Genomic DNA, 14,116 nt, shown 5'->3' on the forward strand with positions numbered 1-14,116 from the left:
AAGAGTCGATTCTTAGGAATCGACTCTTTTTATTTGTATTTTGGGAATATGCAAATAATTACAAATGTGATAGAATGAGTTAATTTGTGTGTAAAGGGGAGACAAGGAATGGAGAAATGGGAGTTAGCAAAGGAAATTTACAATACGTCACGTTTAACGGGAACATTTAAACTTCGATCAGGACAAGTATCAAATCAATATTTTGATAAGTACTTATTTGAATCTAATCCAGTACTGTTATTAGAAATTACTAAACAGTTGAAAGAGCTCATTCCTCCTGATACAGAAGCACTCGCTGGTTTAGAGATGGGAGGAATTCCAGTAGCAACGGCATTATCTTTACAAACAGGTATACCAGTCGTATTTGTAAGAAAAGAAGCGAAGAAGTACGGCACATGTAAGTTGGCAGAGGGTGTTGATATTGCTGGGAAAAATGTTTGTGTTGTTGAAGATGTCATTACGACAGGCGGTCAAATATTATTAAGCACGAAAGATTTAAGAGAACTAGGTGCGAAAGTTAATCATGTTCTAGGTGTGATTGAACGAACAAAAGAAGGAAGAGATAACTTATTAGAAGATGGATTGCAGTTGCACTCCTTATTTACAATGGATGAGTTAATTGAAGGGGAAATGCAACATGCAAAGAGTTGATGTCGTATATGCACTAATACATGACGAAGAAACAGATAAAATATTAATGGTACATAATGTAGAACAAAACGTTTGGTCATTGCCAGGCGGGGCTGTGGAAAAAGGTGAAATATTAGAGGAAGCACTAATAAGAGAAGTGAAAGAAGAGACAGGTTTAACTGCTGCGTTAGCTGGACTTGTTGCGATTAATGAAAAATTCTTTGAAGAATCAGGGAATCATGCGCTATTTTTTACATTCCGAGCGAATGTAGTAAAAGGTGAACTTATTGCGGAAGATGAAGGTGAAATTTCTGCAATAGAGTGGGTGGATCGAACAATTGCGAATGAGCGCTTCCCATACTATGACGGAGGATTTGAATCTTTGTTAGAAGTAGCCATTCCATACAAGTTTCAACCAGAAACAAAGTAATTGAACGAAAAAACAGGAGCCACAAGGCTCCTATTTTCTATTCAATCGTCTTCAGTAATAGTTTTTTCAGCAATGGTTTAATCTTCAATCGTAAATCTTCAGCATGATTTGCAACTAAGAAGTGATGGTTATAAATGTTTTTCATCAATTGATAAGTTGCTTCTTTCGCTTCGCCTTCTTCGATGAAGATACCGATTACTTCCATACCACTTTTACGCGCGAGTTTAACAGCTTCATGCGTATCTAAAATTCCGTCTTGTTGATAGTCTAGCGCAGAAGGCTCACCGTCTGTGAAGACTAGTAAGAATTTATGTTTCTCAGGTCTTTTGGCAAGCTTTTCAGAAACGATACGAATAATATATCCGTCGCGGTTATCTTCTTCTTCACGAAGTTGCATAATTTCTGGACCAACGTTTGGTAACGTTGAGTTTTTATAATTTACAACTTCATGGATAACGTTCGGCTTATCTTCAGGTATAGCGCTAGAGGCATCTTCCCAAAATCCGCTAATAGCGTGCGGGATTTTTAAAGATTTTAAAGCTTCATGGAATAGTACAACACTCTTCTTCGTTTCTTCCATTTTGTTATACATAGAACCAGAACAGTCAACTAACAGTTGGAATGCAACATCGAGTTCTTGTGACTCTTGTCCTTTTTTATAAAACATACGCGGTTGTTTTTCGGTATAAATACGAAGGAATTTCTTACGAAGTCTTCCGTAATATTTATCACTATTCGCATTCGTTTTATTTTCAATCGTTTTTTCGATAATTTTCTTTAATTCTTTTACATCTTTATTGACGACTGATTTGATAGCTTGGTAATCTTTTTTCTCATCGATATTTGCTTTGCGAGCTTCTTTAAATGTATGAGAAGCACCTACATTATACTTACCGTATGCACCGTCGGGATGGCTAGAAGCGTGTGAAGCCCTTGCTTCTTCTGTATCAGCGCCATCAAAGTTGGATTGTGTACTTTTTTGAGAAGTACCTTGTACAGAACCAAGTGCTTGGTCGCCATCTTCTGATTCACGAGCAGTATCGCCCATCATGTTTGTTTTTGTTCCGCTTTCTAATTCAAAGCGTAAAAAGTTCTCGTTTTCGTTATTTTTATTTTCACGATGCCATGTGGAGAAACTTTCATCCATTTTGTTTTTATTTTCATCGTCTATAAGCTGCGTATCATCATTTGCTAAATCTTCGACGCGACAGTTCTTTTCGTCTGCAAGGACAGATAAGTAAAGTGGAGCATGTCCGAAATAGTTGTTAAGCATATCACTTTCAAGAAGCGCCTCTAAGCGATAGCGAATTTTCTCAACGATATACATAATATCTTCTGTATTACGTGCTTGGAATGTTTCATGTAAAATCGCTTCAATTTGCTCAAAATATTCATTATTAAACATTTCATATTTATCGCTCGTTAATGAAAGATAGCATAGGCAAAATAGACGATCACCGTGATAATTACGAACGCGGTTTATTTCATTTTGAGAGCCGAAATAGTTGCGGTACATTTCTTTTCGGCGTTTAAAAACATGCTTCGTGCCAGGACGTAAGTTCTTTACGATTTCCTCAACGCGTAAATCTTCTAATAGAACAAATAATTGTGTTAAAAACTTTTTTAGGGGCGATTCTTGCAATTCAATCGCATACGAACGAATTAAAGTCATGTCCGAGTAATGTTTATTACCAAGTGCTTTTAAGAACACTTCGCTTTTTAATCCGATTACTGTATCTTCTTCTTTTCGATCATCCCAAAAGTGACTAATGACAACTTTCTTTTCAATTTCGTCGTAGTATGCTTTATAGCCATATTCAAGATAGGCATCGTCTTCTTTTAGAAGGGCATACATTAAATTTTCCATTTGTAGAAACAGCGACGCATCAATTTTTTTGTCACTAAAAATTTGTCTCATAAATTATCCCTCAAAGAAATAACTTTCTGCTAATTCACGGACAGTCATTTGTTCTGTTTCATCATTAAGTTTTGCAATTATGCTTCGTTCAATCGCTCGCATAACAGGAATATATACACCTAAATCACATGCGTCGATAATACCACGAATACTTGCTGCTTCTTCACTTACACGTCCATCGCGAGCTAAAGGCATAAGGTCGCTTGCAAATGCAACAAACTTTTCAATTGTTGCAACATCATTTAATTTTGATTCTGCTAATAATAGTTCTTTTAATGTGTCACCTTGAATGTAAGGAACTTCAATAATAACGAAACGGTTTTTTAATGCTTCATTTAGTTCACTTGTTCCAACGTAACCTTCGTTAATCGCAGCAATTACACGGTATTCGTCATCCCCGTATACAACCTCTTGTGTAAATGGGTTTGTGATCATTTTACGGTAATCTAATGCGCCGTGAAGTAGCGGTAAAGTTTCAGGTTTTGCCATATTGATTTCGTCAATATATAGGAAGTGACCGTTCTTCATTGCTTTCATAAGAGGACCGTTAACGAATGAAACTTCAGATGCACCATCTTTCGTTTGTAGTGTGTTGTATCCTAAAATACCTTCTACATCTAAGTCGACAGAGCAGTTAATGCTATGCATTGGTTTTTGGAATAAAGAAGAAAGAGTTTCCGCTAGTACTGTTTTACCACTACCAGTCGGTCCTTTTAATAGAATGTTCTTGCCAAGAAGAAGTGCTGTAATCGCATCTTCAATAATGCTATTATCAGACGCTTTATATATTTTCGTTCCGATTAAATGTGCATTTTCACCAGCTTGTTGTTTATTCTTTTCATGAATCGTAGAAAGCTGTTGTTTTAAATCAGAATGTATATGAAATTGTTCTAACATGTATTTCCCACCTAACATTATTTTCATAAAGTAATACATCTTATGATAACTTGTTTTAATATGGTATGCAAAGAAAAGGAAGGAGGATAAAGGGAAAAGAAAAAGCAATCAAGATGAAGTTGATTGCTTACAGTAGAGGAGAAATGAGCCTCATGAAAGACTCCAATATGCGTTTTTTTATACTTCTTTTTTGGAAAGAGTTCCATTTAATTTCAGTTGAATGTTTAAAGTCTTCTTCAAAATCACGTTTAATATCGTGAACTGTTTTTGATTCATAAAGTACGCTAATAATTTCGTAATTCAATTCAAAGCTACGTACATCCATGTTTGCTGTTCCAATAGTTGCAATTGTATCATCAACGAGTACAATTTTTGCATGCATAAAACCATCTTTATAACTGTAAATAGAAGCACCAGCTTTTAAAAGCGGAGTGAAATAGGATTGAGATGCTTGATCACTAATGATGCTATCACTTTTACCTGGATATAAAATCCGTACATCTATTCCGGCAATTGCACTTAAGCGTAATAATGTTAAAGTTTCTTGATCTGGAATAAAGTAGGGTGTAGCAATCCAAATTGATTTTTTTGCAGAGCCCATAACAGCTAATAATGTATTACGAATACTTTTATCATCGGAGCTTGGTCCGCTGGCTACGATTTGAACAGCACCTTCTGCATTTGAAATCTCTTTACCTGGGAAGTATTGTCTATTCATGAATTGATCCCAGGAATAAGTATTTAAACCACTAGAGGCATAGAGCCAGTCTTCTAGAAAGATTGCTTGTAATTTATATAATGCTTTTCCTTCTATTTTTAAATGACTATCACGCCAAACAGGAAATTTCTTTGAACGGCCAAGATATTCATCACCGACATTGAGTCCTCCGGTAAAACCAATTTCTCCATCTACAATAACAATTTTTCGATGGTTACGATAATTGACAGTTTCAAGTAACCAAGCTGAAAAAATAGGGTCAAATTCTACAATTTCAATCCCAGCTTCTTTCATAGGTTGTAAAAATCGTCTTCTTAACGTATTACTTCCAAGGCCATCATAAAGGAAGCGTACAATAACACCATCTTTTGCTTTTTGTATTAAAGCATCTCGAACTTTTGTACCAATTTCATCAGATTTATAAATGTAGTATTGAATATGTATATGATGTTTTGCCTGCTCTATAGCTCGCAAAATTTCTGAAAATGTTTGATCTCCGTTTGTTAAAAGTTTTGTAGTTGTTTTATCTGCGGCAGGACCGCCTCCAAATTTTTGTATGACTTCTGTTAAATGTAAGGAACGTTCATTTAGTGGGACTGTGAGTAATAACTCTAGTCTTCTTCCTTCTAATATTTCACGGAATAATTTTCTTTGTTCTTCTGAACGATGGAGATGTTTTTTTCTTCTCCAGCGGCTGCGTCCGAAAATAGCGTATAAAAGCACACCTATAATAGGAAGAAGTGCTAATACTAAAAACCATGCTAATGTACTTTGTGGAGATCTATTTTCTATAAAAATAACGAATGAAATTCCTACGATTGTGATGGACCATAGAGCACCGACAAATGTATATAACGAGATATACGATGTATTTAATAGGAACAGAACGATAGATACAATTGTAAATATTAATAGTAATTGAACGATAGGCTTCTTCATTTCTATATAATTCCCCTAATCTTTTTTCAATATAGACTTCTTAAATAGAAGATGTAATATGACATCTTTATTATAAGGTGTTTTGCTTTTTTTACAAAATATAGACATTTCACCTATACTTTCCGCATTTGTCCTACATACAGTGTACTATCCCATTTTTTATCTCACTCTTAACGCATATGAAAATGAAAAAATTGAAAAGGAGCGGAGAAACATGAATTATATAGAAAATAATGGATTGTACTATCGGAATCATCATGGTGGGCACAATCATAACGGCGGACATCATCACCATGGAGGACACAATCACTATGATCACCATCATCATCACGGAGGCGGATGGGGCTGGGGTGGTGGTAGTTCATGGGGAGGCGGATTTTTCCCTGGAAGCTTTGCAGGAGGAGTATTAGGCGGACTGACAGCGGGTGCATTAACAGGTGCAACAAGTGGAGGATATTATCCGGCTCCATATCCAGTAGCTTATCCATCACCATACCCTGTAACGTATCCAATGCCATACCCAGGTTATCAGCAAATACCATATTCGTATTAAACTAAAAAAGAGGCTATCCTCTTTTTTAGTTTAATACGGTATTTATTTATAAAATACTTCCAAAATTAAGGTGAAAATATGTTAATATTTTGTTATTGTAATTCAAAAACATATACATTGATGTAGAGTTTTATATTATTATTCGTGAATAGTTATGTAGTATGTTCTAATTTCTATTTCGTTATTAAAAACAAAGAGATCAGATGTGAGTGGTATTAGTTGGAAACAAGGCTTGCATAGAGCCGCTTAAAGGGATTGCAGTATAATAAGGCGCGAAATAATTAGGGAGATGAGAAGCTACTAGTTATAATTGGAACGGTATAATATTGCTTTTTATTACAAATAATATTATGTTATTTTAATCGGTCTATTTAAAAAGATAATTTATGTAATGGGCTAGTATTAGAAAATGAAATATCTCTATTTCTATGAAGAGAAACAGGTTGTGTTTTAGTCAGATAGAAGCAAGGAGAGATGCGCATGCTAGAACAGAGAGGTCATGCATTATATGACTCTTCATTGCGAGATTTAAAGTTAGCATTAGATGAGTCTTCAATTGTTGCAATTACAGATCGAAAAGGTCTTATTACATATGTAAATGATAAATTTTGTGAAATCTCTAAATACAAAAGAGAAGAATTAATTGGAAAAGATCACCGTATTTTAAATTCAGGACATCATCCAAAAACCTTTTTTCAAGACTTATGGAAACGTATTTTGAATGGGAAAGTATGGACAGGTGAGATTCGGAATCGAGCAAAAGATGGTACATATTATTGGGTCAAAACAACAATTGTTCCATTTTTAAATGAAAAAGGAGAGCCATACCAGTTTATCGCAATTCGAAATGATATTAGTAGTAGAAAAGAAGCGGAACATAGATTACGGCTAAGTGAAAGTCGTTATAGGGAACTTGCCTATCACGATGCTTTAACGAGTTTGCCTAACCGTTTACAATTAATAACGACCGTTAATAAATTGATTGCAGATAAAAAAGAATTTGGTATGATTTACTTTGATTTGGACCGTTTTAAATTAGTAAATGATACGTTAGGTCATATGATAGGAGATTTACTTTTAAGCGAAGTTGCTTCAAGGTTGCATTATGTACTAGGAGAGAAAGATGTTCTGGCTAGGCTAGGTGGCGACGAATTTGTGCTGTTAACAAAAAATCATAGACAAGATGATATGAGTCAGTTAGCGACATCTGTGTTGTCATGTTTCCAGGCACCATTTATGCTTGAAGGCCATGAAGTATACATTTCAGCTAGTCTAGGACTTTGTTCTTATCCACAAGACGGACAAGATGTGGAAACTTTATTGAAAAACTCTGACTTAGCTATGTATAGTGCAAAAGAACAGGGGAGAAACGCTGCATGTTTCTTTACAGATGAGCTACGCGCGAAAATAAATCGTAGAATGAAAGTTGAGTTTGCTTTGCAAAAGGCAATTCGTGATGAAGAGTTAGATGTAGCATTGCAGCCTATTATTGATTTGAAAACGAAGAGATATTCTGGTATAGAAGCTCTAGTACGTTGTATGACAGAAGACGGACCTATTTCACCAAGCGAATTTATCCCTGTTGCTGAAGAGTCTGGACTTATTATAAAGCTAGGAGACTGGGTATTAGAAAAGTCATGCCGATTGTTTAAAACATTGCCAAATTACCAAGAAGGACTAAAGTTATCTGTGAATTTATCTATACAACAATTAATGCAGAAACGTTTTATTTTGTCTGTACGTAGCATTTTAAAGAGGACTGGTTTTCCTCCGAACCGTTTAATATTAGAAATAACGGAAAGTATTGCAGTTCGCCATTTTGATTATATTATTGCTACATTACAAGAATTAAGAAATATGGGTGTTTTAATTGCTTTGGATGATTTCGGAACTGGTTATTCTTCCTTATATTATTTAAAACAACTACCACTGGATATTGTAAAAATTGATCGTAATTTTATTCGTGAATTTCATTATGATCACGCACAACCAGAACGAACGATTGTAAAATCCGTTATTGAAATTGCTCATAGTTTAAATTTAGCAGTAGTTGCTGAAGGGGTAGAAACAGTAGAGCAAGAGAGTTTGTTACAATCAATGAGCTGTGATTATGTACAGGGATTTTATTATGCGAAACCTTTATCTGTAGGAGAGCTAAAAGAAAAGTTAATTACAGATTTTTAATAAAAAAGAGAAGCCAGCAGCTTCTCTTTATTTAATCCGTTTTTTGTGAGTCTTTCATTAGTACAGGATAAAGAATAAGACCTAATACGAACAATCCAATTCCTAAGAAGAACGTTTTTAAGTCAGCAGTTCCTGTTTTGATAACCCAAATTGAGTATACAAATGCTAATGTAGTGATGATCCCGTCCTTTATTCGAGAACCAGGCATTATATCATACGTTTCTCCTGTAATAACCAGTTTGAATTGGTACAGAGTAGAAACAAGGTATGGAATTAAATAGGCTAATGTTGCTACGACGATAGCGAAACTATACGCTTCTGAAACAGTACCAGAAATCGTTGAAAATAAGAAGATTTGCGTCATTACATTTGTAATCAATAATGATTTTGAAGGACTACCTTTTTTATTTGTTTTCCCGAAAAACTTAGGGAAAAGTCCATTCTTTGCTGCCTGGTAAGGTACTTCTGAACTAACAACAATCCAGCCAACTGTAGATCCAAATAAAGATATAAGAGCGAGTAAAGCCATTATATATGCACCTTTATTTCCAATTGCTAAATTTAATGCGTCTACTAAAGGTTTTTGAGACTCTTTTAAAGCATCTTGCGGAAGAGCTCCCATTGTAAGTAAAGTAATTGACATGTAAATAAGAAGAGCGATAATTAATCCGAAAATCGTAGCTTTTTTTACATCGCGCTGTGATTTTGCACGATTAGAAAGCATAACTGCTGATTCAATACCGATAAATGCCCAGAGTGTTGCAATAGCAGCTGAATTGATTTGTCCACCTAATGAGATTGATTGTCCAGCTTCATTCATAAAGGTTTGACCATCTCCGAAATTAGAGGCGTTGAAAATGAATAATGTAATTACAATAAACATTGTAAATCCGATAATTTTTGCAATGGTAGCAAGTAGATTCATGTTTCCAGCTCGATCAATATTTTGAGAAAGAATATATTGAATTCCCCACAGCATAAGGCTACATACGAGGAAAGTTAACCCTTTTCCGAGTTCCAGTGAAAATCCATTTATTGAAAAAAGAATTTGCTTACTTTGTAAAACTGGAAAGAATGTTGATAAATATCCAGCAAAGGAAATAATAACAGATGCTGTTGCAGCCCAGTTAGCAGCCCAATATCCCCATGCCATACTATATCCTGCAACTTTACCAGCTTTTTTTGAAGGAAACATCGCTTGAGCATAGCTTTGTGGTCCAGCTTTTAATTCTGGTTTCCGAATCGCTAAATTTCCAAATACAAGTGCAATCATAAATACGCCAAGGCCTGTAATACTCCATGCGAGTGTAGAACCCATTGGCCCTGATACTTGTGCTAAATTTGCTGGAAGCATAAATACGCCACCGCCAACCATATTCCCGATAACAAATGCTGTTAAAACCCATAATCCCCATTTTTTCGTTTCCATTTTTGTTAACTCCTTTGTAGTAAGTTTTGCTTAAACATCATTTTTTACTAGCTTTTTGACAATAAAAAAAGAGCCATGTAGATAAAAAATACCTACATGGCTCTTTGCCTAACGTAGGTACAACGGGAATAACCCTTGTACCTACGCGTAATTTTTCCGCTAGGTTTCAAGGGTTACGTATGATGATGATGTTTTTGTGCAAATGTAACTACAGTTGTTGTATAAGTAAGCATAGTTCTTTGCTCCCTTTCTCCTCTGATTTTGAAGTTAGTATACTACATGTTTTTTTGAATGAAAAGAAAAATATAAAAATTTTTATAAAAATACGTTTTAAAGATTAAATATTTACCTATATTTTTCTTGTACTGGAAAATAAGTGAGAGATTGGCAGAAGAGTGAAGCATGTTATAATACATATAGAATTAGAAGGTGACAAGGGGCTATTGTAGATGATGAGTAAGTATGAACAAATTTATACAGAAATCAGTAAATCTATTGATAATAAACAATTAAAAGAGGGATGCAAAATCCCATCAGAAACAGAATTAATGAAGCAGTATGAGGCAAGCCGAGGAACGGTAAGAAAAGCGGTAGATTTACTGCAAGAGCGTGGATATGTGCAAAAAATTCATGGAAAAGGTGTTTTTGTTTTAAAGCGAAAGAATATTGAATTTAATTTTGGCGGTATTGTAAGTTTCCAAGAAGAAAATGAACGTTTAGGACGTCATTGTATTACAGAAGTTGTGGAAATGGGCAAAGAAAAAGCCACAAAAGAAATTGCGAAATTATTAAATGTAAAAGAAAAAACAGAGATTGACCATATTAAACGTGTACGAAATATTGATGGAGAAAAAGTAATTTTAGATATAAATCATTTTGTATCTGAGTTTATTCCAGGATTAACGAAAGAAATTGCAACAGCATCGATTTATAAATACATCGAGAAAGAGCTTGGGCTACACATTAGTTATTCGCAGAGGGTAATTGAAGTACAGCCATGTACAGAGGATGACAGAAAGTATTTAGATTTAAATGGAACAGACTATGTTGTCGTTGTGAAAAACTTTACACATTTGTATGATGGAAGTCAGTTTGAATATACAGAATCACGCCACCGTTTAGATATTTTTCACTTTTCGGATGTGGCACGCAGGAAGTAAAGAGGTGGAACAAAATATTGTTTCATCTCTTTTTTTATAAAAAAAACACAAACTCGTATATACGAGTGTTGACTAACTTATATATACGAGTTAATATGTAATTGTAAACGGTATCAAAAAAAGAAAAGAGGGACGGGAATATGGGGAAAGACTATCGTAAAACAGCAGAGGAAGTGTTGCAGTATATTGGTGGGAAAGACAATATTGAACAAGCTGCACATTGTGTGACGAGGCTCCGTATCGCTTTAAAAGATGAAAGTAAAATAGATAATGATAAATTACAGTCTGTTTCATTAGTGAAAGGAGCGTTTCATAACGCTGGTATATTTCAAGTTGTAATTGGTCCAGGGGATGTAGATCGTGTTTACGCTGAATTGATAACGCTTGCAGGTATGAAAGAATCGACTGTAGCTGACGTAAAAGACTCTGGAAATCAGAAGTTAAATCCAGCTCAAAAGTTTGTAAAAATATTTTCGGATGTATTTATGCCGATATTACCAGCGATCGTAACAGCTGGTTTACTAATGGGTATTAACAATTTATTAGGGGCAAAGGACTTATTTTTTGATGGGAAAAATTTATTAGATGTTTATCCGAACTTAGGCGGGCTTTGGGATTTAATTAATATGATGGCCAATACAGCATTCGTATTCTTACCAGCACTTGTCGGGTGGTCAGCAACGAAGCGTTTTGGTGGTAGTCCAATACTAGGGATTGTTATGGGATTAATGCTTGTGCACCCGGCCTTATTAAACGCTTGGGACTATGGAAAAGCAGCGACTGGTTTAGAGGGTCAAAAGATTGAGTACTTCAACATTTTAGGACTGTTCCAAATTGAGAAGGTAGGATATCAAGGACAAATTTTACCTGTTTTAGTAGCAGCATTTGTATTAAGTAAAGTGGAAATTTTCTTAAAGAAACATGTACCAAATGCAATTCAATTATTAGTTGTACCAATTACAACAATCGTTGTGACAGGTGTGTTAGCATTAGGAATTATCGGTCCGGTTACACGTCATATTGGAGATTTATTAACAGTAGGATTAATAGGTGTATATGAAACAGTACCAGTAGTTGGAGCAGTATTATTTGGAGCGTTATATGCACCGCTCGTAATTACAGGTATGCATCATATGTTTATTGCAATTGATTTACAATTGATTGCACAACATGGCGGTACATTTATTTGGCCGATGATCGCTCTTTCTAACATTGCGCAAGGTAGTGCGGCACTTGCGATGTTCTGGATTTCTAAAAATCAAAATGATAAAAGTATGGCATCGACATCAGCCATTTCAGCATACTTCGGTATTACAGAACCAGCGATGTTTGGTGTGAACTTACGAAATAAGTTCCCGTTCTATGCAGCGATTATAGGGTCTGCTGTGGCAGCGATATTCATTACATTAAATGGTGTATTAGCACCTGCTATCGGAATTGGCGGATTACCAGCATTTATTTCTATCATTCCGAAATCGATTCCAATGTTTATTGTCGGAATGATTATTGCAGTTGTAATCCCATTTACTTTAACATGGTTATTTGCAAAAAGAGTCAAACAGAAGTAGGAGGAAGTTAAACATGAAGGATTGGCATAAAAGTGTAGTCTATCAAATTTATCCGAAGAGCTTTAATAGCTATTACAATAAAGAAACCGGTGATATAAAAGGGGTTACAGAGAAACTAGATTATTTAAAAGAACTCGGAGTGGATTATATTTGGTTAACACCGATATACCAATCACCACAAAATGATAATGGATATGATGTAAGTGATTACTACAGCATTGATCCATCTTACGGAACGATGGAAGAGTTTGAAGAACTTTTAGCAGAAGCGAAAGTACGTAACATTGAGATTATGCTTGATATTGTTGTAAATCATAGTTCGACTGAACATAAGTGGTTTAAAGAAGCGAAGGAAGATAAAAATAGTCCATATCGTAATTACTATATTTGGCGTGATGAAAAAAATAATTGGCAGTCTAAGTTTGGTGGATCTGCTTGGAAATATGATGAGAAGACGGAGCAATATTATTTACATTTATTTGATGAAACACAAGCTGATTTAAATTGGGAAAATGAAAAACTTCGTGAAGAAGTATATGATATGATGCGTTTTTGGCTGGATAAAGGGGTAACAGGATTTCGATTAGATGTTATTAACTTAATTTCAAAAGACCAATGTTTCTTAAACGATGAAGGTAGTACTGCGGCAAGTGATGGACGCAAGTATTATACAGATGGTCCGCGTGTTCATGAATATTTACAAGAGATGAACAGAAATGTTTTTGCAGGAAAAGATGTAATTACAGTTGGAGAAATGTCATCTACGACAATTGATAATTGTATTAAATATTCTAATCCTGAGCGCAATGAATTAAGCATGACGTTTAGTTTCCATCATTTAAAAGTAGATTATCCAAATGGGGATAAGTGGACGAAAGCAGATTTTGATTTCATTAAATTAAAAGAAATTATGTCTAACTGGCAAATTGAAATGCAAAAGGGCGGGGGATGGAATGCATTATTTTGGTGTAATCATGATCAGCCCCGTATCGTCTCACGATTTGGTGATGACGGGGAGTACCGAAACGAATCTGCTAAAATGTTAGCGACAGTTATGCATATGTTGCAAGGAACACCTTACATTTATCAAGGGGAAGAAATCGGTATGACGAATCCTAAATTTGAGTCCATCGAGCAATATCGTGATGTGGAATCGTTAAATATATACGATATAAAGCTAAAAGAAGGGCTATCAAAAGAAGAGATTATAGGGATTTTAAAGCAGAAATCTCGTGACAACTCTCGTACTCCAATGCAGTGGAATGAAGAGATGAACAGTGGTTTTACAACAAGTACACCTTGGATTTCAGCGGCTGAAAACTTTAAAGAAATAAACGTAGAGAAGGCATTAGAAGATAAAGAGTCCGTATTTTATCATTATAAAAAGTTAATAGAACTTAGAAAAACGTATGATGTAATTACAGAAGGAGAATATGCTATTTTGGATAAAAATGATTCTAAAATTTGGGCATATACTCGTACTACAGAAAGTGAAATGCTACTTGTTATAAATAACTTCTATGGAGAAGAAATAACGTACTCTGTACCAGCGCACGTTCAATTAGATGGAATGAAACAAGAAATACTACTGTCGAATTATAAAGATGCTAGCAATGATATTACAAAGCTTAACTTAAGACCATATGAATCAATTGTATATCGATATACGAAATAAAAAGGTTGTATGCCG

Annotated in this window: 11 protein-coding genes; 7 read left to right on the forward strand and 4 right to left on the reverse strand. The window is 34.9% G+C overall.

Features of this window, described 5'->3' with window-relative positions; genetic code table 11:
• Positions 1-108 precede the first annotated feature (108 nt).
• Together pyrE and N2V79_RS03150 are read left to right on the forward strand one after the other, a co-directional pair.
• A complete protein-coding gene (pyrE, locus tag N2V79_RS03145) occupies positions 109-651 on the forward strand; it encodes an orotate phosphoribosyltransferase (RefSeq protein WP_000417032.1) in 543 nt (180 codons plus the stop codon).
• Positions 638-1,060, forward strand: a complete 423-nt coding sequence (locus tag N2V79_RS03150) for an NUDIX hydrolase (RefSeq protein ID WP_069354954.1) — start codon at positions 638-640, stop codon at positions 1,058-1,060. Before pyrE ends, N2V79_RS03150 begins: the two co-directional genes overlap by 14 nt.
• Before the next feature lie 37 nt (positions 1,061-1,097).
• Here N2V79_RS03150 and N2V79_RS03155 read toward each other — a convergent pair whose 3' ends face one another.
• The 3 genes from N2V79_RS03155 to N2V79_RS03165 form a co-directional block, all read right to left on the reverse strand.
• A complete protein-coding gene (locus N2V79_RS03155) occupies positions 1,098-2,978 on the reverse strand; it encodes a vWA domain-containing protein (protein WP_075718947.1) in 1,881 nt (626 codons plus the stop codon).
• 3 nt (positions 2,979-2,981) lie between these two features.
• Positions 2,982-3,875: an ATP-binding protein gene (locus N2V79_RS03160; RefSeq protein WP_075718949.1), complete on the reverse strand. Its 894-nt coding sequence runs from the start codon at positions 3,873-3,875 to the stop codon at positions 2,982-2,984.
• 127 nt (positions 3,876-4,002) lie between these two features.
• On the reverse strand, positions 4,003-5,532 hold the full coding sequence (locus tag N2V79_RS03165) for a cardiolipin synthase (RefSeq protein WP_023521037.1): 1,530 nt from the start codon (positions 5,530-5,532) through the stop codon (positions 4,003-4,005).
• 214 nt (positions 5,533-5,746) lie between these two features.
• Here N2V79_RS03165 and N2V79_RS03170 point away from each other — a divergent pair, with 214 nt between their 5' ends.
• Complete coding sequence (locus tag N2V79_RS03170) at positions 5,747-6,085, forward strand: hypothetical protein (RefSeq protein ID WP_001106382.1); 339 nt, start codon at positions 5,747-5,749, stop codon at positions 6,083-6,085.
• Between the two features lie 480 nt (positions 6,086-6,565).
• Complete coding sequence (locus N2V79_RS03175) at positions 6,566-8,269, forward strand: putative bifunctional diguanylate cyclase/phosphodiesterase (protein WP_000893346.1); 1,704 nt, start codon at positions 6,566-6,568, stop codon at positions 8,267-8,269.
• Positions 8,270-8,300: 31 nt separating this feature from the next.
• Here N2V79_RS03175 and N2V79_RS03180 read toward each other — a convergent pair whose 3' ends face one another.
• Entirely contained in the window at positions 8,301-9,698 is a 1,398-nt protein-coding gene (locus N2V79_RS03180) for an amino acid permease (RefSeq protein ID WP_000448446.1), read from the reverse strand.
• Positions 9,699-10,147: 449 nt separating this feature from the next.
• Here N2V79_RS03180 and treR point away from each other — a divergent pair, with 449 nt between their 5' ends.
• From treR to treC, 3 genes are all read left to right on the forward strand, one after another.
• Complete coding sequence (gene treR / locus N2V79_RS03185) at positions 10,148-10,858, forward strand: trehalose operon repressor (RefSeq protein ID WP_053565260.1); 711 nt, start codon at positions 10,148-10,150, stop codon at positions 10,856-10,858.
• A gap of 140 nt (positions 10,859-10,998) precedes the next feature.
• Complete coding sequence (treP, locus tag N2V79_RS03190; RefSeq protein ID WP_075718953.1) at positions 10,999-12,426, forward strand: PTS system trehalose-specific EIIBC component; 1,428 nt, start codon at positions 10,999-11,001, stop codon at positions 12,424-12,426.
• A 13-nt stretch (positions 12,427-12,439) separates the two neighbouring features.
• Positions 12,440-14,101, forward strand: coding sequence for an alpha,alpha-phosphotrehalase (treC, locus tag N2V79_RS03195; protein WP_340719563.1), 1,662 nt, complete (start codon positions 12,440-12,442; stop codon positions 14,099-14,101).
• Positions 14,102-14,116 lie beyond the last annotated feature (15 nt).

Origin of the sequence: Bacillus sp. CH_70, assembly GCF_038007045.1 — a bacterium.
Classification (GTDB): Bacteria; Bacillota; Bacilli; order Bacillales; family Bacillaceae_G; genus Bacillus_A; species Bacillus_A cereus.

Coding starts and splice junctions, on each gene's coding strand:
- pyrE (WP_000417032.1), top strand. CDS start 109: ATGGAGAAATGGGAGTTAGCAAAGGAAATTTACAATACGTCACGTTTA.
- N2V79_RS03150 (WP_069354954.1), top strand. CDS start 638: ATGCAAAGAGTTGATGTCGTATATGCACTAATACATGACGAAGAAACA.
- N2V79_RS03155 (WP_075718947.1), bottom strand. CDS start 2,978: ATGAGACAAATTTTTAGTGACAAAAAAATTGATGCGTCGCTGTTTCTA.
- N2V79_RS03160 (WP_075718949.1), bottom strand. CDS start 3,875: ATGTTAGAACAATTTCATATACATTCTGATTTAAAACAACAGCTTTCT.
- N2V79_RS03165 (WP_023521037.1), bottom strand. CDS start 5,532: ATGAAGAAGCCTATCGTTCAATTACTATTAATATTTACAATTGTATCT.
- N2V79_RS03170 (WP_001106382.1), top strand. CDS start 5,747: ATGAATTATATAGAAAATAATGGATTGTACTATCGGAATCATCATGGT.
- N2V79_RS03175 (WP_000893346.1), top strand. CDS start 6,566: ATGCTAGAACAGAGAGGTCATGCATTATATGACTCTTCATTGCGAGAT.
- N2V79_RS03180 (WP_000448446.1), bottom strand. CDS start 9,698: ATGGAAACGAAAAAATGGGGATTATGGGTTTTAACAGCATTTGTTATC.
- treR (WP_053565260.1), top strand. CDS start 10,148: ATGATGAGTAAGTATGAACAAATTTATACAGAAATCAGTAAATCTATT.
- treP (WP_075718953.1), top strand. CDS start 10,999: ATGGGGAAAGACTATCGTAAAACAGCAGAGGAAGTGTTGCAGTATATT.
- treC (WP_340719563.1), top strand. CDS start 12,440: ATGAAGGATTGGCATAAAAGTGTAGTCTATCAAATTTATCCGAAGAGC.